28 protein-coding genes are annotated in these 25,472 nt (G+C 37.0%); 8 read left to right on the forward strand and 20 right to left on the reverse strand.

All coding sequences use genetic code 11. The annotated features are described in order from the left end of the window. Positions 1–176: 176 nt before the first annotated feature. From ytpR to AC3WVZ_RS22365, 5 genes are all read right to left on the reverse strand, one after another. Positions 177–791: a YtpR family tRNA-binding protein gene (gene ytpR / locus AC3WVZ_RS22345; RefSeq protein WP_001006770.1), complete on the reverse strand. Its 615-nt coding sequence runs from the start codon at positions 789–791 to the stop codon at positions 177–179. After that, positions 788–1,600 (reverse strand): DUF1444 domain-containing protein, encoded by an 813-nt coding sequence (locus AC3WVZ_RS22350; RefSeq protein WP_000784588.1) that lies wholly within the window; start codon positions 1,598–1,600, stop codon positions 788–790. Before AC3WVZ_RS22350 ends, ytpR begins: the two co-directional genes overlap by 4 nt. A 79-nt stretch (positions 1,601–1,679) precedes the next feature. Further along, positions 1,680–1,994, reverse strand: a complete 315-nt coding sequence (locus tag AC3WVZ_RS22355; RefSeq protein WP_233935421.1) for a thioredoxin family protein — start codon at positions 1,992–1,994, stop codon at positions 1,680–1,682. 82 nt (positions 1,995–2,076) lie between these two features. After that, positions 2,077–2,586, reverse strand: a complete 510-nt coding sequence (locus AC3WVZ_RS22360) for a DUF84 family protein (protein ID WP_000869940.1) — start codon at positions 2,584–2,586, stop codon at positions 2,077–2,079. 436 nt (positions 2,587–3,022) lie between these two features. Further along, positions 3,023–4,096, reverse strand: coding sequence for a M42 family metallopeptidase (locus AC3WVZ_RS22365; protein WP_001031514.1), 1,074 nt, complete (start codon positions 4,094–4,096; stop codon positions 3,023–3,025). Positions 4,097–4,230: 134 nt separating this feature from the next. Here AC3WVZ_RS22365 and AC3WVZ_RS22370 point away from each other — a divergent pair. Together AC3WVZ_RS22370 and AC3WVZ_RS22375 are read left to right on the forward strand one after the other, a co-directional pair. Beyond that, a protein-coding gene (locus AC3WVZ_RS22370) for an IS5 family transposase (protein WP_425594293.1) occupies positions 4,231–5,003 on the forward strand; the annotation gives its coding sequence in 2 pieces (ribosomal slippage) (positions 4,231–4,561 and positions 4,561–5,003; 774 coding nt in all). Positions 5,004–5,106: 103 nt separating this feature from the next. After that, complete coding sequence (locus tag AC3WVZ_RS22375; protein ID WP_000118541.1) at positions 5,107–5,418, forward strand: PepSY domain-containing protein; 312 nt, start codon at positions 5,107–5,109, stop codon at positions 5,416–5,418. Between the two features lie 158 nt (positions 5,419–5,576). Here the strand turns inward: AC3WVZ_RS22375 and AC3WVZ_RS22380 are convergent, their stop codons facing one another. Together AC3WVZ_RS22380 and trmB are read right to left on the reverse strand one after the other, a co-directional pair. Next, the gene (locus tag AC3WVZ_RS22380; protein ID WP_000436848.1) at positions 5,577–6,431 is read right to left on the reverse strand and encodes a YtnP family quorum-quenching lactonase; all 855 of its coding nucleotides are present in this window, start codon (positions 6,429–6,431) and stop codon (positions 5,577–5,579) included. Between the two features lie 70 nt (positions 6,432–6,501). Next, positions 6,502–7,155 carry a tRNA (guanosine(46)-N7)-methyltransferase TrmB gene (trmB, locus tag AC3WVZ_RS22385; RefSeq protein WP_001239385.1) on the reverse strand — a complete coding sequence of 218 codons (654 nt, stop codon included), beginning with the start codon at positions 7,153–7,155 and terminating at the stop codon, positions 6,502–6,504. A 228-nt stretch (positions 7,156–7,383) separates the two neighbouring features. Between trmB and AC3WVZ_RS22390 the strand changes: the two genes are divergently transcribed. After that, the gene (locus AC3WVZ_RS22390; protein WP_001122235.1) at positions 7,384–7,662 is read left to right on the forward strand and encodes a YtzH-like family protein; all 279 of its coding nucleotides are present in this window, start codon (positions 7,384–7,386) and stop codon (positions 7,660–7,662) included. A gap of 3 nt (positions 7,663–7,665) precedes the next feature. On the opposite strand, the gene AC3WVZ_RS22395 is transcribed toward AC3WVZ_RS22390, so the two are convergent. The 5 genes from AC3WVZ_RS22395 to tnpC all read right to left on the reverse strand — a co-directional run bounded on the left by AC3WVZ_RS22395 (position 7,666) and on the right by tnpC (position 14,742). Continuing rightward, positions 7,666–8,463: a phosphotransferase family protein gene (locus AC3WVZ_RS22395; protein ID WP_001986674.1), complete on the reverse strand. Its 798-nt coding sequence runs from the start codon at positions 8,461–8,463 to the stop codon at positions 7,666–7,668. A gap of 227 nt (positions 8,464–8,690) precedes the next feature. Then, positions 8,691–10,832, reverse strand: coding sequence for a type I pullulanase (pulA, locus tag AC3WVZ_RS22400; RefSeq protein WP_233935422.1), 2,142 nt, complete (start codon positions 10,830–10,832; stop codon positions 8,691–8,693). A 211-nt stretch (positions 10,833–11,043) separates the two neighbouring features. Further along, entirely contained in the window at positions 11,044–11,589 is a 546-nt protein-coding gene (thpR, locus tag AC3WVZ_RS22405) for an RNA 2',3'-cyclic phosphodiesterase (protein ID WP_000418986.1), read from the reverse strand. Between the two features lie 104 nt (positions 11,590–11,693). Beyond that, positions 11,694–13,100 carry a dipeptidase PepV gene (gene pepV, locus AC3WVZ_RS22410; RefSeq protein ID WP_139020062.1) on the reverse strand — a complete coding sequence of 469 codons (1,407 nt, stop codon included), beginning with the start codon at positions 13,098–13,100 and terminating at the stop codon, positions 11,694–11,696. Positions 13,101–13,338: 238 nt separating this feature from the next. Then, the gene (tnpC, locus tag AC3WVZ_RS22415; protein WP_100910632.1) at positions 13,339–14,742 is read right to left on the reverse strand and encodes an IS66 family transposase; all 1,404 of its coding nucleotides are present in this window, start codon (positions 14,740–14,742) and stop codon (positions 13,339–13,341) included. Positions 14,743–15,088: 346 nt separating this feature from the next. Between tnpC and AC3WVZ_RS22420 the strand changes: the two genes are divergently transcribed. After that, positions 15,089–15,310: a DeoR family transcriptional regulator gene (locus AC3WVZ_RS22420; protein ID WP_000805512.1), complete on the forward strand. Its 222-nt coding sequence runs from the start codon at positions 15,089–15,091 to the stop codon at positions 15,308–15,310. 80 nt (positions 15,311–15,390) lie between these two features. Here the strand turns inward: AC3WVZ_RS22420 and AC3WVZ_RS22425 are convergent, their stop codons facing one another. Next, the gene (locus AC3WVZ_RS22425) at positions 15,391–16,119 is read right to left on the reverse strand and encodes a pseudouridine synthase (RefSeq protein WP_001234947.1); all 729 of its coding nucleotides are present in this window, start codon (positions 16,117–16,119) and stop codon (positions 15,391–15,393) included. Between the two features lie 41 nt (positions 16,120–16,160). Continuing rightward, complete coding sequence (locus tag AC3WVZ_RS22430) at positions 16,161–17,813, reverse strand: putative polysaccharide biosynthesis protein (protein ID WP_001284028.1); 1,653 nt, start codon at positions 17,811–17,813, stop codon at positions 16,161–16,163. Between the two features lie 294 nt (positions 17,814–18,107). Between AC3WVZ_RS22430 and AC3WVZ_RS22435 the strand changes: the two genes are divergently transcribed. Further along, positions 18,108–19,379 carry a BaiN/RdsA family NAD(P)/FAD-dependent oxidoreductase gene (locus tag AC3WVZ_RS22435; RefSeq protein ID WP_000558859.1) on the forward strand — a complete coding sequence of 424 codons (1,272 nt, stop codon included), beginning with the start codon at positions 18,108–18,110 and terminating at the stop codon, positions 19,377–19,379. A gap of 285 nt (positions 19,380–19,664) precedes the next feature. Next, a complete protein-coding gene (locus AC3WVZ_RS22440; protein WP_065382065.1) occupies positions 19,665–21,104 on the forward strand; it encodes an MDR family MFS transporter in 1,440 nt (479 codons plus the stop codon). Positions 21,105–21,130: 26 nt separating this feature from the next. Here AC3WVZ_RS22440 and AC3WVZ_RS22445 read toward each other — a convergent pair whose 3' ends face one another. Together AC3WVZ_RS22445 and AC3WVZ_RS22450 are read right to left on the reverse strand one after the other, a co-directional pair. Continuing rightward, positions 21,131–21,454 carry an ArsR/SmtB family transcription factor gene (locus AC3WVZ_RS22445; RefSeq protein WP_000098837.1) on the reverse strand — a complete coding sequence of 108 codons (324 nt, stop codon included), beginning with the start codon at positions 21,452–21,454 and terminating at the stop codon, positions 21,131–21,133. Further along, on the reverse strand, positions 21,455–21,886 hold the full coding sequence (locus AC3WVZ_RS22450; RefSeq protein ID WP_000437765.1) for an SRPBCC family protein: 432 nt from the start codon (positions 21,884–21,886) through the stop codon (positions 21,455–21,457). Between the two features lie 421 nt (positions 21,887–22,307). On the opposite strand from AC3WVZ_RS22450, the gene AC3WVZ_RS22455 reads away from it, so the two are divergent. Further along, the gene (locus tag AC3WVZ_RS22455) at positions 22,308–22,535 is read left to right on the forward strand and encodes a DUF3973 domain-containing protein (protein ID WP_000498989.1); all 228 of its coding nucleotides are present in this window, start codon (positions 22,308–22,310) and stop codon (positions 22,533–22,535) included. A gap of 34 nt (positions 22,536–22,569) precedes the next feature. Here AC3WVZ_RS22455 and AC3WVZ_RS22460 read toward each other — a convergent pair whose 3' ends face one another. Both AC3WVZ_RS22460 and AC3WVZ_RS22465 read right to left on the reverse strand, forming a co-directional pair. Then, positions 22,570–22,752: a sporulation protein Cse60 gene (locus tag AC3WVZ_RS22460; protein WP_000621751.1), complete on the reverse strand. Its 183-nt coding sequence runs from the start codon at positions 22,750–22,752 to the stop codon at positions 22,570–22,572. A gap of 1 nt (position 22,753) precedes the next feature. Beyond that, entirely contained in the window at positions 22,754–22,990 is a 237-nt protein-coding gene (locus AC3WVZ_RS22465) for a DUF2553 family protein (RefSeq protein ID WP_233935425.1), read from the reverse strand. Between the two features lie 253 nt (positions 22,991–23,243). Between AC3WVZ_RS22465 and AC3WVZ_RS22470 the strand changes: the two genes are divergently transcribed. Further along, complete coding sequence (locus AC3WVZ_RS22470; protein ID WP_000451442.1) at positions 23,244–23,738, forward strand: CarD family transcriptional regulator; 495 nt, start codon at positions 23,244–23,246, stop codon at positions 23,736–23,738. A 71-nt stretch (positions 23,739–23,809) separates the two neighbouring features. Here the strand turns inward: AC3WVZ_RS22470 and AC3WVZ_RS22475 are convergent, their stop codons facing one another. After that, positions 23,810–24,595, reverse strand: a complete 786-nt coding sequence (locus tag AC3WVZ_RS22475; protein ID WP_000286674.1) for a glucose 1-dehydrogenase — start codon at positions 24,593–24,595, stop codon at positions 23,810–23,812. A 13-nt stretch (positions 24,596–24,608) separates the two neighbouring features. After that, positions 24,609–25,466: a glucose uptake protein GlcU gene (gene glcU, locus AC3WVZ_RS22480; RefSeq protein WP_000350861.1), complete on the reverse strand. Its 858-nt coding sequence runs from the start codon at positions 25,464–25,466 to the stop codon at positions 24,609–24,611. Between the last annotated feature and the right edge of the window lie 6 nt (positions 25,467–25,472).

Genomic DNA, 25,472 nt, shown 5'->3' on the forward strand with positions numbered 1-25,472 from the left:
AACGATTTTTCAAATATATCTATCGTAACTCTACATATATCAACGATTTTTCAAATATATCTATCGTAACTCTACATATATCAACGATTCGACACGGAATATCGACTTACCAACAAAAAATGACAAAACAAAAAGAGAGGCTGCCCAAAAGGACAACCTCTCTTTTCTTATATCAATTAAAATTTAAACTCTTGTCCAACTTCAAAGCTATCTTCTAATACAAGAATACCTTTTTCTTGTGGAGCATCTGGAAGCTCTAATTCACGTGCAGAGCAGATCATTCCAGAAGAAGGAACACCGCGAAGTTCTGCTGGTTTAATTAACATACCACTTGGCATTACAGCACCAATTTTTGCAACGACAACTTTTTGTCCTGCATCAACGTTTGGTGCACCACATACGATTTGTAATGTTTCTGTACCGATTTCTACTTTACAGATGTTTAGCTTGTCAGCATTTGGATGCTTTTCTTTTTCAGCTACATAGCCTACAACAAATTTCGGAGAAAGATCTGCTTCTACTGTTTCTTCAAAGCCATTCTTCGCTAAAATTTCGTTGATTTTCTCTACAAGCTCTTTCGTTAATGTAAGGTTGCCTGTTTCTTTTACTTCTAAGTAAGAAGATGCATTAAAGATGTTGAATCCTGCTGTTACATTGCTTTCACGATCATATACGCGTGCAACATCTCCTTTGCGATCAAAAGTACGGTTCTCTAAAGTAATATCTTGTAAGGCAACAATTAAAGTGTCACCAATTCCTTCAAGGTTGTAAAAAACGTTCACTTCGTTCATCCTTTCTCTTTTCCATCTGTCTTCTTCCGATTTTTCGCTAAAATAAAGATTGGTTCAAATTCTCCATCTTCATATACGAATGAAAGTGATGTAATCGGAACATGCCCTTCGGCAAAAAATTTCATTGTCATTTGTGCAATAATATCATAACCGATTTCGTTGACGATATCAGCAATAATTAATACATCTTGGTGAGGAACAGCAACAACCATGTCACCAGAAATCTTTTCACGCATCGATTGTAGTAACGATTCGTTTAAAATACGAGTCGCGTCATACCCATCATTTGTGTTTAAAAAGTAGAATGTATTACCCGCTACTGTGTCTTGTTTAAATTCATAACCTAATGAGCGTGCGTTGAATAATGCCATTTCACGCACTTGCTGTTCTGTAAGTTCTAATTTTTGTAATAGACGCTCATCAATTAGTCGATACGTTTTATTCGAATCTAGCGCGTAGTAAATACGTGTTTCCGCCGTATGATCCGTCATAATAAACGGATTTCCTTCTTCTGCTTGTTTCGGGAAAGAAGTAGAGCGAATAACAGGTAAAATTTTCGCTCCGCTATTTTCTTCTTTATGCATCGCAATTAGCGCTTCTTGTACGTAATAAGCAACTTCTTCAATTGCCTTTTCCTTGTTCACTTCCCATTTTGCCACAACTCCTGGAAGCGATACGTTAATACCTTTTTTGGAGTCTTTTTGTTCAATACGTAAAACTTCTTTCTCACTATCATACTGAAAGTCCCATTCTGGGCGAGATAATTTCTTTATTAACTCATCTTTCATCTTTTTACTTGTCATCTTCATCTCTTTTTTCCTCCCTTCCAAAAAAATAACCTCCCCCGCGAAGGTAGAGGTTGTTTTACAATTCAATTGGCAAATTGCCTTATTTTAAACCTTCAATGAACTCTTCGATTTGTTCTTGTGTTTTACGATCTTTGTTTACATAGCGACCAGTTTCTTCACCTTTATTGTACGCTACAAAGCTCGGAATGCCAAATACGTCTAATTTTACACATAGATCAATAAACTCATCACAATCTACATAGTAAAATGAGAAATCACTATATTTCTCTTCTACTTCTGGCATAAATGGATCTACAAAGCGGCAGTCTGGGCACCATTCTGCTGAGAACATAAAGACTACATTCTCTTCATTTTTTAACTGTTGGAATTGCTCCATGCTTTCTAATGACTTCATCTATATTTCCTCCTCTAACGGGTGCATTTTTCATGTTATAATCTTTCTTTTATACTACCATACATCGCGCACGGTGCAAGGTTTATGCTTGCTTTTTGTCATACTTATATTGCCCAACTAACAACTTAACAACGTGTACAAATAATTCCGTGCGGTCGACATAATCATCTGTAAAAATACCGATAGCACCTTCGTGACTACGAATATCTTTTCGCTGCACAAACTCTTCCATCACTTCGCTTAATTCCTTACCATCTTCAAGAGGTGCTAAAAAATCGTCTGGTAACGTAATACGCGCTCCTCCGGCCACAAATACTTTCCCATCCATTGTTGCTAGCGCGCCCCAGTTACACATAAATAAACCGTGCTCCGTTTTCATTACGCCGCCTTCTAGCCCAATACCAATTGGAGCTTCTCCTTCCTCTAGCGCTCGCTTCGCTCTATTAATCGCTCCTTGCATCGTCTCTTCATCTGAGAAAGGCTGAGCTGATACTCCTGACGGAACAGAAAGAGATGTAATTTCAGCATCTTTCCAAACCTTCTCCACAGCGCCAACCTTCGTTTTATTCTTTGATCCTACTACTACTTTCATTTCGTTCACCTCTATAAAAATTCATCATTCTATTCTAATATCCCTATCAGATACGAATTAAGCATCAACCACTACCACATATCACCAAGTCATCTATTCAGCCTAAAAAAGAAGGTTTTTTCTAGCAACATTACCGTCTTCAAAAACAAAAACAGCCTTCCTCTCACTTCCTACTTGGGGTCTTCATACATCATTCGAACACCAATTAAGCACTGACCATTCCCACTCATGGATGGGTCATCTATTCAATCTAAAAAAAGAAGGTTTTTTCTAACAACATTACCGTCTTCAAAAACAAAAACAGCCTTCCTCTCTTTTCCTATCCAGGGTCTTAATACACCATTCGAGCACCAATCAGGCACTGACCGCTCCCACTCATCGCTGGGTCATCTATTCAAGCCAAAAAAAGAAAGGCCTCTTCAGCCCTTCTTCCTCTCTACGCGTTATTCTTAATTGTCTCTAACGTCGTTTTATCTGTTGTTCTTACAAGCTTCGTAATTAATTCTTTCGCCGCTGCATAATCATCAACATGTAAAATTGAAGCATGTGTATGAACGTAGCGCGCACAAACACCAATTACTGCTGATGGGATACCAGAGTTACTTGTATGTACACGGCCCGCATCTGTACCACCTTGTGAAATAAAGTATTGGTACGGAATGTTGTTTGTTTCTGCTGTATCTAAAATGAATTCGCGTATTCCTCTATGTGTTACCATCGTGCGATCGTAAATACGAAGAAGAGCACCTTTTCCTAATTGACCGAACTGTGTTTTGTCACCAGATGCATCGTTTGCTGGACTTGCATCAAGCGCATAGAAAATGTCTGGTTGAATCATATTTGCAGCGGTTTGCGCTCCGCGAAGACCTACTTCTTCTTGTACAGTAGCACCAGAATATAATGTATTTGGTAATGTTTCGTCTTTTAATTCTTTTAACAATTCGATTGCAAGACCACATCCGTAACGGTTGTCCCAAGCTTTCGCCATAATTTTCTTCTCATTTGCCATCGGTGTAAACGGGCAGATCGGCACGATTTGTTGTCCTGGTTTTACACCAATTTCAATCGCATCTTCATAACTATCTGCACCTATATCAATTAACATATTTTTTATATCCATCGGTTTTGCACGTTGCGCGTCACTTAATAAATGAGGAGGAATAGAACCAACAACCCCAATAACAGGACCATTCTTCGTCATAACTTGTACACGCTGTGCTAATAAAACTTGGCTCCACCAGCCGCCTAACGTTTGAAAACGAAGCATTCCGTTTTTCGTAATTTGCGTAACCATGAAACCTACTTCATCCATATGACCTGCTACAAGAACACGTGGGCCAGTTTCGTCCCCTTTTTTCAGACCAAATACGCTACCTAAACCGTCTTGTACAATTTCATCCGCATATTTGCTTAATTCTTGTTTCATAAAACGGCGTACATCATGTTCAAAACCTGATGCACCTTGTAATTCTGTTAACGTACGAAATAATTGTAATGTCTCTTTATTCACGAAGTCCCCTTCTTTCAAACCTTAGTAGAATACCTCTTTTATTGTAACGAAATTTTCGAAATGTTTCTAGGGTGTGTCTAAAAACTATTTCTATGGTAGGATTACCTCAAACCATTTAGAGAGAGGTATTTTCTATGACGCCACGCCGCTACGAACTTACAAATGAACAATGGGAACAAATCAAAGACTTTTTCCCACCGTATTCTACTGGTCGTCCGCCTAAAAGAAGTAATCGTGAAATGTTCAATGCTATTTTATGGATAGCTAGGAGCGGCGCTCCCTGGCGTGATTTGCCGGACCATTACGGCTTATGGAAAACCGTGTATGCTCGCTTCTGCAAATGGCGTGATGAAGGTGTCCTACTGACCATTTTTCAAGAATTAAATGCTGAACCGGATTTTGAAAATCTCAGCATAGATTCAACCAGTATCAAAGCGCATCAACATAGTGCTGGTGCAAAAAAAAGGCCATAAATCATGAGTTTCATCAGCATATTGGCATGAGTCGCGGTGGAAAAACTACCAAAATCCATACAATTGTTGATGGTTTAGGCAACCCCATTTTATTTCATTTGACTGGCGGAAATATTTTTGATAGCACTCCAGTTTGCGAGCTTTTGGATGAAATACCAATTAAGGGCAGCAATATTCTTGGTGACAAAGCCTATGGTTCTCATACGATTCGTAACTATATTACCAATCATGAAGCAACCTATACCATTCCACCCAGATCAAATGCGAAAGCTCCTTGGAATGTGGATTGGTATTTATATAAAGAACGCCATTTAGTGGAGTGTTTTTTCAATAAAATCAAGCATTTCCGTAGAATCGCAACACGGTATGATAAGCTGGCATCTTCTTTTTTAGCCTTTGTGTATATCGCTGCCATTTTTCGATTAACACAATGAACAACAGTTTTTAGACACACCCTAGTTTCTTCTTTTTTAGCTGTATTTGCTTTATAATTATTATCGGTACACTATTTTTATTTTATAGAATTGAGGTGAATATATGAGCTGGAAAGGTTTAGTAGCAGGTCTTGGCGTTGGGTTCGCAGCTGGTTATCTCGTTGCAAACAAAGTACAAGAACAATCCCATATTTCTTCAGAAAAAGCATTGAAAATGGTGAAACAAGCATTAAGTCATAAAGGTGAAATTACTGGCTCTTGGGTACATATGGTTCCAGAGACATTTGAAAAATATGATGTCGCATATGAAGTTTATCGCGGCGGTCTTACAACAATGTTAGATGATATACAAGAACGATTTGAATTTTTAGTTGATGCTAAAACAGGTACTGTTTTAGAGGTTATAGCAGCATAAAACGGAGGGTTCCCATTAGGTGAACCTCTTATTTTTTTGAAATTGCGGGTATTGATTAAAATTATATCAGCGATTTTTTAAATATATCGACTTACCGACAAAACCCGACAATAAAAAAGAAGCTGCTCCAATAAATATGATGGAACAACCTCCTATTTTTATGCTTCTATACTCGTTTTCCGTTCTATTTTTTCTACGATATGACCTTCCTCATTCCACTTCACAGCTCGATAATATGCGTCATGGTAAAACGTAAACCATGCCTCTTTTTCAGCACCATACTTCATCCACTTTTGCTTATTTTCAATCGAGGTCATCGGATAATCATCGTATGACATTACCCATAATACATTTTGATGCGCGTGCGTCGGCAATAGGTCTGCTAAATGAAGCATCGTTTCTCCTTGGCTTTCTAAAGCAATAACTGCATGTCCATCACTATGCCCACCCGTATGTGCCATCTTGATTTCATCTGTAATTTCTATTTCTTGCTGGAACGTAACAACTTGATCTACAATTGGCTCCCAATTTTCCTTCCAATATGTATTACGTGATCTAATGTTTGGATTCCTCATTTCATTCCATTCTGTTTCACTTACGTAAACTTTCGCATTTGGAAATGCCGGTACAAGGTGATCATCTTCCCATTTTGTTAGACCAGATGCATGATCAAAATGAAGATGTGTCATCAAGACGTAGTCGATATCTTCAGGCTTTAATCCTAATTTTTCTAATGATTCATAAACCGATGATTCTTCTGTTACACCTTGATTGCGTTTCATCTTCTCATTCAACTTACCGTTTCCTATCCCGGAATCAATGAGCATATTTCCATCTTTTGTTTGCAAAAGTAACGGATCTGTTCGTAAATAAATATGATTTGTATCATTATGTTTATATTTACGTGACCAAAGTACTTTCGGCACGACTCCAAACATTGCTCCTCCATCTAAATGTGTATTCCCGCCTTTTAACCACGTTACTTTTATATCTCCAATTTGTAACTGTTCCATTACACATCCCCCTTTTTAATTAATCTTAACATAAAATTCTGATTATTTTAGGTGTAAAAAAACCTACGCATTACTGCATAGGCTCTGTACGATATTTTGCTTCAACTCGGTAAATACGATGACCTTTACTAGAGAATTTCTCTTCGTATTCAGTCATGATGTTACCTTCAAAGTCGCTGTTATGAAGATCTAAGCTTAAGTACGTTAGTAACATACCATACTCAGCCATACTCATAAGAGAATATTCAAATAAACCTTGGTTATCTGTTTTGAAATGAATTTCTCCGCCTTCTACTAACACTTCTTCGTAATTACGTAAAAATGTTTTATACGTTAAACGACGCTTCGTATGACGTTTCTTTGGCCATGGATCTGAGAAGTTTAAATAAACGCGATCAATTTCACCTTTCGCAAAGAAAACTGTTAAATCTTCAGCATCTTTATTAATTAACTTTAAGTTTGGTAATTCTTCTTCAATTAATTTATCAAGTGCATCTACAACAACACTTGTGAATTTTTCAATTCCAATATAATTAATATGTGGATTCGCTTTCGCCATATCATACATGAAGCGGCCACGACCTGTACCTACTTCAATGTGAATTGGTTGTTCGTTTCCAAATACTTCTTTCCAGCTACCAGCGCGCTCCTCTGGGTTTCCGATTACGATATGTGAATATTCATTAATTCGATCCATTGCATACGGTTTATGTCTTAAACGCATAGATGTTTCCCTCTCTTTACATAGCTATTTTAAAGGAATAATTCCTTCTTTCTTTTTTAATCAATCTACCAAACAAAAAACCAAGTACGTACGAGCACTCGGTCCGTTTCTTTCAAGTATAAGATGTACCATTTTGATAAAAACTACATACAGCATTAAACATTCCATGACGAAACAGCTTTTTCTCTTACATTTGAAGAGAAAAACAATCGAAAGGATGATCCGTTCATGCCAATTAATCAACAACATCAATTAGAAGTGCTGAAAGATATTTTAGTCAACCACCAAAGTGATTGCTGCGGGACAGTTTCAGAATGCGAGCAATTAGAGCGCCTCATTCAATCGTTACTCGCAAACGATAATATAAGTAGTGACGCTAAAACAATGCTAAACGATGTATATTCTTATAGTCAATCGGGTAAATCTTCCTCTAATTTGGACAACCATATTTCCAATAATCAAGAACAACTTACTCAGTGGATTGCTGGAATGGACAATTTTTCTTAAGTATCATTCTGAAGCAAGTAGTTGCTGTAAATATTGATGCCAATATTCAGCTTCTGCTTGCTGTTTTTTTGTTGTATGCCATTGAATAGACAAAATCGTTTGTGCTATCACATACCATCTCATACGCCTAAGCAGCGATTCATCCATTTCAATATCATAGTAACCGAGCCACTCACTCCATTCCTGGCGCGGAATGTACCAATATAATAACATACCGAGGTCTAGAGCTGGGTCAGCAATTACAGCTCCATCCCAATCAATTAAAAACAATTCATCTTCATCCGACAATAGCCAGTTGTTATGATTTACATCACAATGGCATACAACGAATTCATTGTATTCAATAGCTTTTAATGAATCCATTAAATATTGAAGGCCTTGCTGAATTGTTTCATCATCCCTTATATCTCCTCTTAAAACGAGTTGCAGTTGTTGTAATAACTCTTGTGCGTGAAGCGGCTGCTTCCCAAGTCTTTGAATCATCTGTACAAGCGCTTTAGAGGAGTGTATTTTCTTCAACAGTTTCGCAACACGTTCTAGTTTCATATCCTCTGGCTCTAGCTTCTGTCCCGGAAGCCATTTTTGAGCAGAAATTACATCACCATTCGTTACCCTTCTTGTCCAAAGTAATTTTGGAACAATTCCTTCTGCTGACAATACCGCTAAAAAGGGCGATGTATTCCGCTTTAAAAATAACTTCTGTTGTCCGTTTTGCGCAATATATGCATCGCCCGTTACTCCACCAGCCGGTACAAGACTCCACTCTTTTCCTAATAATTGTTCCAACCATTCCATATTCATTACCCGTTAACAAATCCTTATCTTTTATAGTTATGAAAAGAAAAACCGCAACATTTCTACACATGTTGTGGATTCATATATTTTACTGTAAATGAAAAGAAAAATTAGCCTAAGCCAAAAATCCTCTATTTTATTTTACAAAACCTGTCATAGAATGACAACTTATCAAAATCGTCACCTTTGTCAATTCTACATTTATTACATTCTCATCGTCAAGTAGCGATTTGTCACATTATCGTCAATATATACGTGCTAATTGGAGCGAGCTTAAGTTCCTTTCCTCTAAATGAAGAAATTGGCTCTATTTTCGCTTCGTTTTCGTTTACTAACACATGCCACGTTGCTTCTTTCGGAAGTTGCACAGTTTTAGCTTCTAAACCGCTATTAAATAAGACGATAATCTCTTTCCATGGCCCAAACGTTTCTACATGCTCTAGGTGATATGCAAGTATTTCTGTAGATGTTTGTAAAAAAGTCATATGTTTTTTTATAAGGTCTGCGCTTTGTAATCGGAATGCCCCATGCTCTTTACGAATCGCAATTAAACCTTTTATATAGTTAACGGTCTCTATCTCTTTCTCTTTTTGATCCCAATCTAATTGATTGATCTCATCATTTGCATTATAACTATTTTCATTTCCTTTCTTCGTACGATAAAACTCTTGCCCTGCGTGTAAGAAAGGGATGCCTTGTGAAAGAATAACCATTGCGCTCGCTAACAGGTGACGTTTTTTCAAAATCGTTTCTGATTCTTCATTACTGCGCACTAGTTTATCCCACATCGTCATATTATCATGACATTCTACATAGTTAATGCTTTGCGCTGGCTCTAGAAACAGCCCTGTTTCTTTCATACTTAAAAGACTTCCTGCTGCAATATACTGCAAATGATTACAGTCTACATGCCCACCAAATGCAAAACCACACTTATTTATATGAAATGTACTCCCTTTTATCCCATCACGAAATTGATCATTAAACTGCGCGATATGTGGCATTTTCTTCGCATTATTTAACGTTGCTTTTTCTTTGGCAGGAAGCGGTGTTTGTAAATCCCATCCTTCTCCTAATAACAAAGCATCTCGTTTTATGTTTCGCACTTCTTTTTCTATCATATTCATTGTATCAACATCTAAAATTCCCATTAAGTCGAATCGGAATCCATCGACATTGTATTCAGTAAGCCAATATAAAATAGACTCTACAATGAATTTCCTCATCATTTTCCGTTCAGACGCTATATCATTTCCGACTCCCGTCCCATTAGAAGGCATACCATCTTCACCATGACGAAAATAGTATCCTGGAACAAGCTTTTCAAATGATGATAGCTCTCTTTCATAAACATGATTATAGACAACATCTATAATCATCCTAATACCTTGTTCATGAAATGTTTCAATTAGTTGTTTGCACTCAACTATCCTGTTATACGGATCAGAGGGGTTTGTAGCATAATATCCTGTTGGTGCATTGTAATATAATGGATTATATCCCCAATTATAGGCGGACGAAGGATTCGCCTCATCTACACCACCGAAACAATATAAAGGTAATAGTTCAACATGTGTAACACCTAAATCTTTTATATGAGACAACCCTGTTAATGTCCCATTCCGTCCTGTTGTTCCCTCTTCCATCAATCCTTTATATGTTCCCTTTTGAATTACTCCACTATTTGGATGTATAGTCGCATCACGAATATGCAGTTCATACAATATGGCATCTGTCATTGATTGTAATGTTGGTAATCCCTCTCGTCTTGTTACATTCGTTTTTTCTAAATTGATAACAACACCATGTTTTCCATTTACCGTCACCGACTTTGCATAAGGATCCACAGCTTCGTTCCATATTAAATTAATACAAACAAGAAATGTATAGCGTGCTCCGTCTAAATCACCTTGTAATGTTTGAATCCAAACTCCGTTTTCTCCCCTGTACATTTCATGATCGGTATATTCTTTATCGCTCTTATAAATTCTTACTTTCGCAAGCCTTGCAGTTGGGGCCCATACTTTAAATGTCGTTTCTTCTTTTTGATAAACAGCACCTAAATCTGTACCTTCGTAATAATACTTTTCATCGAAACTTTTTGTTCGAATAACAGCACCTATTTGTAAATCAGTTTCTTCATTCCGTTCATCTCGTACTGTATAATACTTCCCCACATCTAGCGGCTCTTCTATAAAGCACTCATACTTCGTTGCATCTGGAAGCGCAATAGTATGAGCAATCGGTAAATCTTTCACATTACTTCCTTCTTGCAAACGAAATGTCCGACTTGTTCCATACGCATGTGGGAGCAAAATTGTAATTTTATTCATTTCATCTAAATAGGCATCAAATGGACGTTTTACTTTCAACATAAAAAAATCACCATCATTCTCAAAGTTAAAATAAAGTGAAACTTTAATGAGCGAGAAAATTTCTCCATCCTCACTTATTATTAGCCTTCACCAATTAGGCGAGATAAAATGAGCTGCAAATGATAAGGCTTTTCTTATCAACAAGACTCTATACAGTAACTCCATTCTTCTCTATAGTATATTCACCTGCATAAAAAACGTTTTCAACATTCTATTTTTGTAATTTTATTTCAGCAATCGATTTATACTTCGGGGTTTCTTTCACGTGGGATTCGTATAAAGTAATTGTATCTGCTTGAAATGATATTTCAGGCACTTCTTTTATACTTTCTAAACGAAACTTTTCTTCTCCTATCCATTTACGAGCAACAGTAATATGCGGGTGATATGGGCGTGTTTCTAGAGAAAATCCATTTTCTTCACAAATGGCATGTATTTGCTTTTGCAACTGAAACAAATCGTGATTCTCACTTACCTTCGCCCAAAAAATACGAGGCTGATCTTCCCTACCAAACGTTGAAAAACCTTGTAATGTGAACGATAGTTCTTTTGTTTCTGCAATTGTTTTTAATCCATTCTTTATTCCCTCTAATTGTTCCCCCGTTGCACTCCCTAAAAATGAAAGGGTAATATGATAGTCTTCTTTATGTACCCATGAACGAAATTGTAATTCCTCTTGCATATCCTCTTTATAGTTAGACAGCATTTCTTTTATATGATTCGGTAACGTAATTGCGACAAAATAATGCAGTTCCATGTACATCTTCTCCTTCTTTTCTATTGTTGCTTTTCTTTCTTATCTCATTCAGGTAAAAAGAAGCCGCTCTCTAAAATAGAGAGCGGACATTATTTATATATCCATTACTTCGCTAATTCATGAATTGCTTGCGCGTAAATTGCTGTTGCTTTCAATAAGTCTTCAATTTCGATATACTCATCTTTTTGATGCGCAAGTTCTTCTTTTCCAGGGAATAGCGGGCCAAATGCCACACCAGCTTTTAATGAACGAGCATAAGTACCGCCGCCGATTGCTAATAGTTCTGCTTTTTCACCTGTTTGTTCTTCATACACACGTTGTAACGTACGGATTAATACGTGATCTTTATCGACGTGATGTGGGCGAGAATTAGAATAGTCAGCCACTTCAAAACCATGCGTACCAACATATTCTTTCAACTTCACAATTGTTTCTTCAAAGTTAGTTGTAACTGGGTAACGTACGTTTAGCCCTAAGTTACCACCGTTTTCTTTCGTATAAGAAATGCGACCGACATTCACTGTTAACGGACCGCTAATTTCATCTTTGTAAGCAATAGTAGCTTTTTCACCAAAAATATCACCAGTAAATGTTTCTGTTGCAAATGTCGCAAATGCAGTTGCTTTTCCATCAAGTGAAACTGTAGTTAAGAAGTTTGCTAATAATAAACCTGCATTTTCTCCTTTTTCAGGAGTAGATCCGTGCGCTGAAATTCCTTCTATTTGCAACGTCACTGTATTTCCTTCTATAGTCGATTCCCCTATTTTTTTAGCAGTTTGTAAATACTCTTCATATGCTACTGTAAGTGCATTTACATCTTCTCCTGTGATAACTGCTTCTGCAAAATCAGGAACCATATTTAAACGGCGCCCTGAATCAAATGAAACAAGTTCATATGTACCTTTTTTCTCTTCACTACCATTTTGCACAACTTGTATATCAGAAATTCCTTTTTCTGCATTAATAATTGGAAAGTCTGCATCCGGTGCAAAACCAATTGTTGGCATTTCTTCATTTTTAAAGTAGTGATCTACACATTTCCAATTGCTTTCCTCATCTGTTCCTATAATCATACGAACACGTTTTGAAAGAGGTAAGCCTAATTCTTTCACAATTTTCATTGCATAATATGCTGCCATCGTTGGGCCTTTATCGTCAATTGCACCACGTGCAAAAATCTTTCCATCGCGAATATCCGCACTATATGCGGGAGTCGTCCAGCCATCTCCTTCTGGTACAACGTCAACGTGACAAAGAATACCTACTAATTCTTCTCCTTGTCCCATTTCAAGATGACCTGCATATCCTTCTAAATTTTTAGAAGCAAAACCTTCAGCTTCTCCTTTATGTAACATGAAAGATAGAGCTTTTTCTACACCTTCACCGAATGGTGCGCCCTCTTTCGCAGATTCTTCTTCCCATACACTTTTAATTTGTAAAAATTGTTGTGTATCACGAATTAAATCATCTTTTCGTTTTGCAACTTCTTCTGTCCAATTAATCGCTGACATCACGCATCCATCCTTCACTATATTGTTTCTTTCATCATAACAAACAGAAATCTCTTATGCCATACACGAAAACTAAATACCGAACAATTGTAATATTTCAGATATTTCTTATTAGTTTTTCGTAACTACTCAGCTTCTTCAAATAAAAAAACAGGCCAAATACATGTTTCCGATTCGAAAACATGAAAAGAAAATACTCCAATCAGAGAAAGAATCTATGCCAAATAGAGAAATTCTCTTATGAAGTCGTGTTATTCCAAGGAACCGTTCTAGTTTCTATGACTTGGTTTATCGCTTGTAAGACCGATTGTTTTTGTTTTTTCATGGTACTCATAAAGCTTCGTATCTGACAAAAAGATTCTGCGCCTTTCTTACTTCGGAAAGTCCCAGACACTTTCTGTTTTACTTTCGTCATCCGAATATCCCGTTCTGCTTGATTGTTATCAAATGGAATGGCTGGATGTTCTAAAAACGCTAGAATTCTGTCAGAATACTTGACGAAGCGATTCCATAAATTTTGAGAAGGCGTCTGCTTTCCTTTCTTCTTTTGTTTCGTGGAAAGAATCTGTTGTTCTTTCAATATGGATTGATACATAATAAACAGATTCTTTTGCGTCGCTTTTGGCATGGTACCTTCGGATTGCTTTTTCATCGTCAACGCTTGCGTTAGAAATTTCTGCATCTGTTGTGCCCATTGTTCTCCAGTACTATCTATAATTCCTTGTAAATCTCGTAAGAGATGGGCATTACATAAAACGTGACGACAATCTGTATACGCATCATACGATTTCCAACCATCATGCATCGCAATTCCAGAAAAAGATGGCAAGATTTCTCCAGCATCCATTGCTTCTTTTCCACGTTTTTGATGAATATGTTGCAATGTCACCTCCGGTGTACTGGCAGTATGTAACCATTGTGTTTTGTTTTCTACACGCATACCAGTTTCATCAAAATGGACAACAGGAGACTGCAGAATCTTTTCCTTTACTTCTTTTATGAATGGCTGCAATTGAGAAGCGAAAGCCTGTGTATGATTTACCAGGGTTCCTTCGCTTATAGAATGTCCAAAACAATCCTGAAAGAATTCTTTTGTTCGCTTCAAAGAAATGCATTGATAATGCGTTAAATAGGGAATCAGTCTTTTTATATTTGGACCATATTGAACAGGACGAGATACTGTCGAAGGAAATTGGGCTTCTTGGATAGAATGGCAATGTGGGCATTCTTTCTGTTCTACTTTATGTTCTGTCACTTCGATCTGAATAGGTGGTAAGTCATACACTTGGCGAATGCGATACCCTTTTACAGGCTCGTGGTTCAAGGAAGTATGACAACAAGTACAATATGTAGGAGAATGTGTAATCGTATGATCTGGAGTCGCTGTCAAACCAAGAGTATGTCCCTTGTGGCCCAACTGGCCACCCGTTTGACGATGAGACGGTTTGCGCAAACTTTTTGTAACGGGCTTACCCAAACCATCTGTAGAAGGTGGCTTATGACTATTTTTGGAGTTTTTTTTTGAAGCATTTTCTAGTTCTTGTATACGTTTTTCTAACTTAGAAAATGTTTCTTCAAATAAAGAAATAACAGCTTCAGGTCCTTTTTTATATGTATCTAAAATAATTTTTCGATCGACCATAAGATTCACCTCCCCTGTTTGATATACTCAGTATTTACAAATGGGAGGCATATGAAACTAGTAAAATTTAAAAAAGACACCGAAAGGTGGCTGAGTAGTTACAGTTTTTCTTTTGTTTTTTCAAAAAAATTTGCAGGAATTTGGCGTTTTACGTAGAATTTTATGTGTTAGTTGACTGACCATATATACAATGTCAACTACCAATATTTTTCTATATGAATATTTGTTAAATTTCTGTAAAATTTAAGTAGATTAAAGCATGAATTTTATCATGTAGAGTACAATGGTAGTAACGACCTTCTTTCCTGAATGGGGTCAAAAAAACTAGTAGAGGAGTGGTTTTCTCTTGAAACCTACAACTACTCGTATGCTAACACGCATTAAATCAATTTATATGTACATCAATGAAAACGGAACGGTAACGACGAAAGACCTTGTAGATGAGTTCGGGATCACACCGCGAACGATACAACGTGATCTAAATGTGTTGCAGTTTAATGAACTCGTGTATAGCCCTTGCCGCGGTAAGTGGACAACAACAGGAAAGAAAGTGAGAATGACCTCATAACGAAAAATAATTGTATGGTAAATAAATACATACCCCTTTCTAATAATTAGAAAGGGGTCTTTTCTGCGCCTATAAAGGTACTACTTTTCAGTATCTACTTGATATGTTTTTAACATTTCTACTTCTTCATCTGTTAGCTCTCGGTATTGTCCAAGTTCTAGTTCTTCATCTAATACTAACGGACCCATCTCTGTTCTCTTTAGGTAGACTACTTTTTTTCCTACCGCTTCAAACATACGCTTCACTTGATGGAATTTCCCTTCCGTAATCACAAGCTCAATTTCAGAAATATCATCGCTTTTCAATATTGTAAGTGCACCTGGCTTTGTTTCATAGCCATCGTCTAAAATAACACCTTTAGCAAATTCTTTTACATCCTCTTCTGTTACTACTCCTGCAACGTGTGCATAATATTTTTTCGGCACATGCTTTTTCGGAGATAATAATTGATGTGATAACTTCCCATCATTTGTTATCAATAAGAAGCCTTCCGTATCGATATCAAGTCGTCCAACTGGGAACGGATCAAAGATTGCATCTTCTAATTCTAATAAATCTATTACTGTTTCATGATTATCATCTTCCGTCGCTGAAATAACACCTTGTGGTTTATGCATCATTAAGTAAACAAATTCTTTGTATTCCACAACTTCACCGTGAATCATAACTTCTTGCTCTTCTACATTTACATGAACTTTCGCATCTTTTACTGGCGTTCCATCAATTTTCACAACGCCATCTTTCAATAATTTCTTTACTTCTTTTCTACTTCCATATCCCATATTTGCTAATAATTTATCTAATCTCACGTTTTTCACCTTCTTTATTTATCATAGAAAAGGGGACGTAATTACGCCCCTCTTGATTTCAACTTTATTTTAAATCTACTACCAAGTTTACGTTGAATTTTATCTAATGCTTCTCCACCAAATACTCTTTCAAGTACTCCTGTGCGAATTGCTAACAATCCGTAAACAAGACCGCCAATACCTGCACAAATCGCAACTGTTATAAGAGCACCAATACGGCCATCAGGCGAAATCATGAAGGATAGAATCCATTGTGATAGTTTTACAGCAACGACCATTATAAGTGTCAGTACTGCAATTTGGAATGTTCTTTTATATACAACACCGAATGAATAGTGTGCGTATTTTTTAATTTGTTGATTTGTGTACCAAACAGAAGCTAAGAAACCAACTGCTGTCGCTAGAATTGCTCCTACTGTACCGAAATAACGAATAAAGATTACGTTACATACAAATTTCAAAATAACGCCCATTATAAGCGCAATAATCGCATGCTTCTGCTGGTTAATACCTTGCAGGATTGCTGCTGTTACTGTAAATAAAGCGAATAACAACGCAACTGGTGCATACCACATTAATACTTGTCCACCTAGTGGATCTGAATCGTAAAACGCAGTATAAATTGGATATGCAAGTGAAGAAATACCGACAACTGCTGGCAATGTTAAAAACATATTTGCCTGGAATGTTTGTGTAATTTGTAATTTCAAATAGCGGTATTGTTTTTCAGTAAATGATTTTGTGATTGCTGGTACAAGCGTTAAACTAAACGCTGTTGCAAGTGATACAGGAATCATAATTAACTTATGCGTCCACATTGTGAAAATACCGAGAGCTCGCTCTGCGATATCACCTTGACCAATCGCCTGCATAATTGAGTTAAATGTCAATGTATCAATTTGTTGATATAAAGGAATTGTTAACCCAATTACAACGTAAGGAATCGCATATGCAAATAACTCTTTAAACAATTGAACGGTGCTTACTGTTGATTCTGGTACAGTTTGTTCAATTAAATATTGATCCAAATATTTTTTACGTTTTAGCCAGTACCAAATTAACACACCGAGTGCTCCAACCGCTGAAACGAACGCAGCAAATGTCGCTACTCCAACTGCTGTTGCAACTGTACCGCCAAGTACTTTAATAACGATAAAACTACCTGCTAATAAAAAGACGATACGAATAATTTGTTCAATAATTTGTGAAACGGTAGTTGGTCCCATAGACTGGTGACCTTGGAAATAACCACGAATTAAACTCGCTGCTGGTACAACAATAAGCGCGAAGCTTACAAGACGAATGATCGTCGTAACTTCTCCTACATTATTGTGTATACTTTGTTTACCAAGCATCGCTTCTGCAAACAATGGCGCCGTCATGTACAGCACTAGGAACGAAAGAACTCCTGTTACTATCATCATAACCATTCCCGAGCGGAACATTCTCCGGCTCGTTTTATAATCGCCAAGCGCATTATATTTGGAAACAAATTTTGAAACAGCAAGTGGCACACCTGCCGTTGCGATACTTAAAAAGATCGTATATGGAATGTATCCATATGTATAGAGCGTTCCGCCTTCTGTTCCTACTAATGCATGAAACGGAAAGACGTAAATCATGCCTAAGAACTTTACTAAAAATGTCCCTAGCGTAACAATAAGCGTTCCGCGCAGAAATTTCGAATCGGACATACAAAAATCCTCCTACATCTACATAAAGTGAAACTATAATTAGTTGGAGACTTCTCTCCTACTCCTTATTAGTTGAACCATTCGAGCATTTACAGGCTAACAGACTCCCTATTTACTTCTCCTAAATCTTGAGGTTTTAGTCTTATCGCCTACAAATGGCAGGATAGTGCTGAACTCTAACTTTTGTATTGTACCACAATTCTCTCATTAAGCAGTACTTCACTCTATTTTTCTTTTAAGGGAAAACATGCTATTCTTTTAGGCAGGAAATGTAGAAAATGAGGTCGATATATTATGCATTATGATGTTATTGTCATCGGCGGCGGTCCTTCTGGGCTAATGGCTGCAATTGGTGCTGCAGAAGAAGGCGCAAATGTCTTACTTCTTGATAAAGGAAATAAACTTGGGCGTAAACTTGCAATTTCTGGTGGCGGACGCTGTAACGTAACGAACCGTCTACCACTTGATGAAATTGTTAAACATATACCAGGAAACGGTCGCTTCTTATACAGCGCTTTTTCTATTTTTAATAATGAAGATATTATTACATTCTTCGAAAATCTCGGTGTTAAATTGAAAGAAGAAGACCACGGTCGCATGTTCCCTGTGTCAAACAAAGCACAATCTGTTGTAGACGCACTTTTAACACGATTAAAAGACTTAGGTGTAAAAATTCGTACAAATACGCCTGTTGAAACGATTGAATATGAAAATGGTCAAACAAAAGCAGTTATACTGCAAACAGGCGAAGTGTTAGAAACAAATCACGTCGTTATCGCTGTTGGCGGAAAATCAGTTCCTCAAACTGGATCTACTGGAGACGGATATGCTTGGGCTGAAAAAGCGGGTCATACAATCACAGAATTATTCCCAACAGAAGTACCTATCCTTTCAAACGAGCCGTTTATACGTGACCGCTCATTACAAGGTCTTGCTTTACGTGATATAAACTTAAGTGTATTAAATCCGAAAGGAAAAGCTATCATTTCTCACAAAATGGACATGCTCTTCACTCATTTCGGCCTATCTGGACCTGCTGCTCTTCGCTGTAGCCAATTCGTCGTGAAAGCACTGAAAAAGTTTAAAACGAATACAATACAAATGAGTATTGATGCATTGCCAGAGGAAAATAGTGAACAACTATTTCAGCGCATGCTGAAACAAATGAAAGAAGATCCGAAAAAAGGAATTAAAAACGTTTTAAAAGGTTATGTTCCTGAACGTTACTTCCTATTCTTATTAGAAAAAAATGAAATTGACGGCAGCGAACAAGCTGGACAAGTTTCTCACGAAAAGATTCGTGCACTTGTGAAAGACTTTAAAGAGTTTACTGTGAATGTAAATGGTACGCAGTCAATTGAAAAAGCATTCGTTACTGGCGGAGGTGTATCCGTGAAAGAAATTAATCCGAAAGAAATGTCTTCTAAATTTACGAACGGCTTATATTTCTGCGGAGAAGTTCTTGATATTCATGGTTATACTGGTGGCTATAATATTACATCAGCCCTTGTTACTGGTAGAATTGCCGGAACGACAGCTGGAGAAAACGCGAAAATGCAGTATTAAAAAAAGAAACAGGGATTCCTGTTTCTTTTTTTTATAGGTACATGAAATTATATGAGCGATTCCACAAATATATCAGCGATTCCGCAACTTATATCGGCTATTTTCCAAATTTATCAGCGATTCTGCAACTTATATCGGCGATTTCCCAAATATATCGACTTACCGACAAGAAACGACAAATATAGGCTCCACTTAACTTCCCATTGCTTTTTTGTTGCTTTATATACCTTAGTACCTTTATATTTTATATTGTTGAATATTTAAAAAAGGGTAAGGGGAAAACAAATGAGAAAAAAAGTCATGATGTCTTTAATGTTAATGACGTTTCTTTCTGCGGTAGAAGGAACGATTGTTAGTACAGCAATCCCTCGTATAACGAGTGATTTGTCAGGCGTCGAACTTGTTAGTTGGGTATATGCAATTTATATGCTTGCAACAGCTGTTTCGACTCCAATATACGGAAAGCTCGCTGATTTATTTGGCCGTAAAAAAGTTTTACTGATCGGAGCTACAATCTTTTTAGTCGGTTCTGCACTTTGCGGAGTCGTTACATCGATGGAACAATTAATCTTCTTCCGCGCGCTTCAAGGTATCGGTGCTGGTGCTGTTATGCCAATCACAATGACGATTATTGGAGACTTATATAGCGAAGCGAAAGACCGCGCGAAAGCACAAGGTTGGATGAGTGCCGTTTGGGGTGTATCCGGTGTTATCGGACCGTTAGTAGGTGGATTTTTAGTTGATTCCCTTTCTTGGCGTTATATTTTCTTCCTAAACGTTCCATTCGGAATTATCGCTTGCTTAATGATTGCAATTTACTACAAAGAATCTATTAAACCTGCTAAGCATCATATCGATTATCTTGGTGCAACAGTCTTCTCATTAAGTACAATCGCTCTACTATATGCATTATTAACAGGTAGCAGTAAGCAAAACTGGGGAGACATGACAATTATCGGCCTATTAATCTTTGCCGCTATTTCATTTATTATTTTCTTATTCATCGAGAAGAAATCTCCGGAACCATTAATTCCGCTAGCACTTTTCTCTAACCGTACATTATCTACGATAAATATATTAACTCTTATTGCTGGCGCAATGATTATTAGTATTACAATGTACCTTCCAATTTGGAGCCAAGGTGTATTAGGGAAAAACGCTACAGAAGCTGGACTTATTTTAATGCCAATTCCTGTTATGTGGACATTTGGCGCTATTTTCTCTGGTAACTTAGTAGGCAAATTAAAAACGAAACAAATCATTTTACTTGGAGCTAGCATTTTATCAGTCGCTACGTTCTTATTATTTACACTATCAACAAATTCACCATCGTTCCTTATTTATGTAGCAGTCGGATTATTCGGCTTAGGAATGGGGCTTGTGACACCGATTTACATGGTAACAATTCAAGCAGCTGTACCAGCTCATACACGCGGAACAGCTGTTGGTTTAAACACATTTATTAATACATTTAGTCAAACGTTAGGTGCTGCAATATTCGGTACAATCTTCAATACGATGATTCACACACGTGGTATTAAAAACCTTGATCTTGTATCTGGGGGACACGGCGGTACTACAGCAAACGTAGTAACCGAATCGCAATCTGCATTAGCATCAAGCGTACACGTCATTTATATGAGCACTTTCGTATTAGCAGTATTTACATTAATTATCGCTTGGCTCTTATTAAAGCCAGCTACACAAACAAGTGAGCAACAATAAAAGGATGACCATTTTGGTCATCCTTTTTATTCTTCATTCTCCACAATATGTTTCAGCATGGATAATTTATTATCCCAAAAACGTTCATAATACGAGAGCCATTGTTGTAATTCTTCTAATGGTTCTGGATGCAAACGATATATCTTCTCTCTTCCGCTTTTTCTTCCACTTACTAAATTCGCTTCTGAAAGAATATGAAGGTGCTTTACAACCGCAGTACGACTCATCGGAAAATGATCCGTTATTTTGGAAATCGGTAACTCTTTGTCACTTAATAACCGTATTACTTCTCGGCGGGTTGGATCAGCAATTGCTTGAAATACATCATATTTCGCTGCTGACGAGGACACTTAGCCTTCGACAACCTTTTTCAGTTTTTCATTTACAATCGCTACCCAACCACCGCTCATTCTATCGCGAATAATAGAGCTCTTCGCATTTGCTTTCGGAAGAATTTCATCAGGATGTTTCCAGCCGCCGTGAATTAACGTAAATTCTGTTTTGTTATCTCCTAAGTCTTTCAAATCAAATGAAACAACCCAGCCATCTGTATCCCATGAGAAAGATAAATGGTTTGGTTCATCAATTTCTAATACTTTACATGGTGATGGCCCAAATGGTGATTGCACATGAAATTCATGTCCTACCTCTAATACAAAATCATTTGGCATAAACCATGACGCAATCCCTTCTGCAGTTGATACTACACTCCATACCTTTTGAATAGACGCGTTAAAAACGATTGTTTGTTTAATATCATTTAATGTATTTTGTTGTTCCATTTTCATTCTCCTTTACTCGGCGTTACAACATAACACCTTTTGGTTATACTTTGATAATATAACACCTTTTAGTTTCATGTCAACGCTAATTCTTTTACTGTTGAGAAATTCTCAACATTTTTTCAACAGGACAAACACCCTCTTAGCATTTCCTCATAATATACTCACAAAGGCAATACAAAATAAAAACTTCTCTCAACATGAAACTCCATCATTCATATTGAAAGAAGCGCCTTACTTATATCATGCGTACTTCGTCTCTCCTCCTTCCCTCAGGGACAATACGCGAGATATGACAAATCAGAAGGAATATGCCCACCATTTGAGTAGGTAGTTATTTCTCTTCTCCTCAACATTTCCTTAGGAGCGAAATGACTACCGACTCACTTTTTTCAAACAAAATAAAAAGGGGTTGAACGCTATGTTCTATTGCATTAACTGCTCTGATATTCACCATGAAAAACATCCAAATGATAAAGTATTCAAAAACGGTTTTTATATTGATCCATTTTTAGGTGATCGTTATCACCTTGGTATGTGTAAAGATGCCCAAAACCATGAAACAGGGGAGCCTCTTTTAACGACAAAGAAATTAGGCACAACCCAATCTATTATGAACGTATTACCGACACATGTTGTCCCAACATAAAACATAAAAAAGAGCTGGGTGAGCCAGCTCTTTTTTATGCTTTATAAACGATCATTGCTGAAAAACAATAAATTTGGTTTTCATCGTCGTTAATAGAAACACCAACTTGATACTTAATATCTACAAAGTTGCTATCATCAATCTTTTTCAAAAACACATTCACAGCGTCTTCTAAGTCTTTTTCGTGACTTTCATCAAATACTTTCACACGAATCATGTTAACACCGTCCTAGATCGCAGCCCTCGACCGCTTGATTATTGCCACGGTGCGTATCTATGATGCGATAAAACTTTCCATTCTCATATATATATCCGTCTTCTAACACATATTCTTTATCTTCAGTATAGACATAAAACTTACCTATCATAAATTTACTCGTATATAATTCCAAATAATTTTGTCTAAATTTAGCTACAACTTTATTTGTAATATCAATTTTTATTGTGCGCCCCACCTTCTCTCCCTCCTTTGCAAAGAACGGATTTAGGTATATTGTATTAGCGCTTTTACATTTTATGCTTAAAAATAAGTGGATATGCCTTCTTTCTTCACCTGTACTATTTTTCTAAAAAAATCACGATAAATAAGGTCCCAAAAAAAAACATAAAAAAGCACTTTACCTTATTGACTCGAATATAAATATTATGTTATTATATAAAATTGACATTTTTACATACGTATACTATCATTAAAAGTGGTGACCACATATGGAGGTGGATGATTTGTTTCAAATTGGTGATAAAATCGTTTATCCAATGCACGGTGCAGGAATCATTGAAGCAATTGAAGAGAAAGAAATATTAGGTACTTCACGTCAATATTGTGTGATACGCATCATTAGTAAAGATATGCAAGTAATGCTTCCGATGGATCAATTAAAAAAATCGGGTATTCGTTATATCGTTGATCGAGGTACGTTAGATGATATACTTCTTGAATTTCAAAACGGGGAGTCAGACCCATCACTCTCATGGAAACAAAGATATACAATGAATATGGAAAAAATGAAAAACGGCAATTTACAAGATAGTGCAGAAGTTGTTCGGGATTTACTTCGCCGCAATAAAGAGAGAGCATTAAATGCGAGCGAAAAACAAATGCTAGATAATGCACGAAAAATGATGATTAGCGAAGTCGCGCTCGTACAAAATGTTACTGAACATCAAGCAACAGAATTTCTTCAAGATACAATTAATCACTAAATTTAAAATAGCTGGCCGCTATTTTTTTTGTAAAAAAAGGACGAAGAGTTTTATCTCTTCGTCCTTTTATATTACCCACGCCCAGCTTGAAACGATGGATATAACGTCATTCCACCATCTGCAAATAGCGTAATGCCCGTTACATAACTCGCCTCTGAAGAAGCGAGCCAAGTTGCTACTGCTGCAATTTCTTCAGGGTTTCCAATATAGCCCATCGGTATCATACTTTCTACGTCAGCACGTTTTTTAGGATCAGCAAACTTTTCTGCATTAATCGGCGTATTAATTGCACCTGGTCCAATATTATTTACTCGAATACCTTTTGGCGCATATTCTAGCGCTAACGTTTCTGTCATCAGTTTAATACCCCCCTTACTCGCTGCATAGTGCACAAATAGTGGCCACGGAATTTTCTCATGAACACTAGACATATTAATGACAGAACCTTTAATATCATGTTCTACAAAATATTTAATCGCTTCACGACTTCCTAAAAAAGCACCTGTTAAATTTGTATTAATTACCCTATTCCAATCTTCAAGCGGCATTTCATGCGACGGTACCGCGTTTTCTATCCCTGCATTATTAATCATAACGTCAAGCGTACCAAACTCTTTCACAGCAGATTGAATGAGATTCACAACATCTGATTCGACGGTTACATCACCTTTTACAGCAATCGCTTCGCCGCCTACCTTTTTAATTTCTTCTAACACATCATTCGCTTCTGATTCTCGTGAGCGATAATTAATAACCACTTTCGCTTTTTCCTTAGCAAACCTCACTCCCATCGCTCTTCCAAGACCAGTTGCTGATCCTGTAATAACGACAACTTTCCCTGCTAAATCACTATACATTTCCATACCTCCTTTAACTTTTGGCTATACCTAACATAATTCCGGCTGCGATAATAAAAACAATACCGACAACGATACCCGTTAATTGACGTTTCGTTTTCTTTTCACCTAATATAAGGATCCCACCAAGCGTGGAAATAATAATTCCCATTTGCGATAGCGAGAAACTTGTTGCGACTCCAACACGCGGCTGCGAAATGAATAAAAACATATTTCCAGCTGCCCAAATTAATCCTGGAATAATATTTCGGATTGCATATTTATTAAATGGATGATGTTTAAAGGTAAGCAAAATCCCACCTAACACCATACCAACTGCTTGTGGCAACAAAGCTGACCAACCATCTACGTTAAATAGTCTAATCACTACTACGTAAACTAAATAGCCGACTGTTGAAATTAATAAAATTACGATACCTCTTTTAAAGTTTGCTGCTTGCTCTGCATTCTTTTCTTCTTCACTTTGAAGCGATGTTAAAATAACACCGATAATAATACAAACGAGCGCTAAAATCCCAAGGACGACCGATATTGTCGTGGACCATTCATGAAATACGATAACGCCAAATAAAGTCGTCGCGACTAATTGAAGTCCTGTTGAAATTGGCATCGTCCTCGAAACACCCATTAAATCAATACTTTTCAATTGATTTGCCTGACCAAGCGCCCAAAATAAACCTGACACAACTCCAACTCCGATAACGGTAGGTGTTAATACTGGCTTCATAAAAATATAAACAACAATTGAGAAAATAAGTGCTCCAAACGTTGTTCCGAGCGTTTGACTATACGGTCCCCCGCCCAGTTTTACGTTAAATAGCACAATACTTCCCCAAAATATAGCTGGTAAAATCGCTAAAAATATATCCATCACTCA

The sequence above is a fragment of the Bacillus sp. CPT56D-587-MTF genome (genome assembly GCF_058792335.1).

Coding starts and splice junctions, on each gene's coding strand:
- AC3WVZ_RS22430 (WP_001284028.1), bottom strand. CDS start 17,813: ATGTCCGATTCGAAATTTCTGCGCGGAACGCTTATTGTTACGCTAGGG.
- AC3WVZ_RS22355 (WP_233935421.1), bottom strand. CDS start 1,994: ATGAAGTCATTAGAAAGCATGGAGCAATTCCAACAGTTAAAAAATGAA.
- AC3WVZ_RS22375 (WP_000118541.1), top strand. CDS start 5,107: ATGAGCTGGAAAGGTTTAGTAGCAGGTCTTGGCGTTGGGTTCGCAGCT.
- thpR (WP_000418986.1), bottom strand. CDS start 11,589: ATGGAACTGCATTATTTTGTCGCAATTACGTTACCGAATCATATAAAA.
- AC3WVZ_RS22360 (WP_000869940.1), bottom strand. CDS start 2,586: ATGAAAGTAGTAGTAGGATCAAAGAATAAAACGAAGGTTGGCGCTGTG.
- AC3WVZ_RS22395 (WP_001986674.1), bottom strand. CDS start 8,463: ATGAATATGGAATGGTTGGAACAATTATTAGGAAAAGAGTGGAGTCTT.
- trmB (WP_001239385.1), bottom strand. CDS start 7,155: ATGCGTTTAAGACATAAACCGTATGCAATGGATCGAATTAATGAATAT.
- AC3WVZ_RS22470 (WP_000451442.1), top strand. CDS start 23,244: ATGGAGGTGGATGATTTGTTTCAAATTGGTGATAAAATCGTTTATCCA.
- pulA (WP_233935422.1), bottom strand. CDS start 10,832: ATGTTGAAAGTAAAACGTCCATTTGATGCCTATTTAGATGAAATGAAT.
- glcU (WP_000350861.1), bottom strand. CDS start 25,466: ATGGATATATTTTTAGCGATTTTACCAGCTATATTTTGGGGAAGTATT.
- pepV (WP_139020062.1), bottom strand. CDS start 13,100: ATGTCAGCGATTAATTGGACAGAAGAAGTTGCAAAACGAAAAGATGAT.
- ytpR (WP_001006770.1), bottom strand. CDS start 791: ATGAACGAAGTGAACGTTTTTTACAACCTTGAAGGAATTGGTGACACT.
- AC3WVZ_RS22380 (WP_000436848.1), bottom strand. CDS start 6,431: ATGGAACAGTTACAAATTGGAGATATAAAAGTAACGTGGTTAAAAGGC.
- AC3WVZ_RS22475 (WP_000286674.1), bottom strand. CDS start 24,595: ATGTATAGTGATTTAGCAGGGAAAGTTGTCGTTATTACAGGATCAGCA.
- AC3WVZ_RS22440 (WP_065382065.1), top strand. CDS start 19,665: ATGAGAAAAAAAGTCATGATGTCTTTAATGTTAATGACGTTTCTTTCT.
- AC3WVZ_RS22460 (WP_000621751.1), bottom strand. CDS start 22,752: ATGATTCGTGTGAAAGTATTTGATGAAAGTCACGAAAAAGACTTAGAA.
- AC3WVZ_RS22390 (WP_001122235.1), top strand. CDS start 7,384: ATGCCAATTAATCAACAACATCAATTAGAAGTGCTGAAAGATATTTTA.
- AC3WVZ_RS22350 (WP_000784588.1), bottom strand. CDS start 1,600: ATGAAGATGACAAGTAAAAAGATGAAAGATGAGTTAATAAAGAAATTA.
- AC3WVZ_RS22455 (WP_000498989.1), top strand. CDS start 22,308: ATGTTCTATTGCATTAACTGCTCTGATATTCACCATGAAAAACATCCA.
- tnpC (WP_100910632.1), bottom strand. CDS start 14,742: ATGGTCGATCGAAAAATTATTTTAGATACATATAAAAAAGGACCTGAA.
- AC3WVZ_RS22435 (WP_000558859.1), top strand. CDS start 18,108: ATGCATTATGATGTTATTGTCATCGGCGGCGGTCCTTCTGGGCTAATG.
- AC3WVZ_RS22450 (WP_000437765.1), bottom strand. CDS start 21,886: ATGGAACAACAAAATACATTAAATGATATTAAACAAACAATCGTTTTT.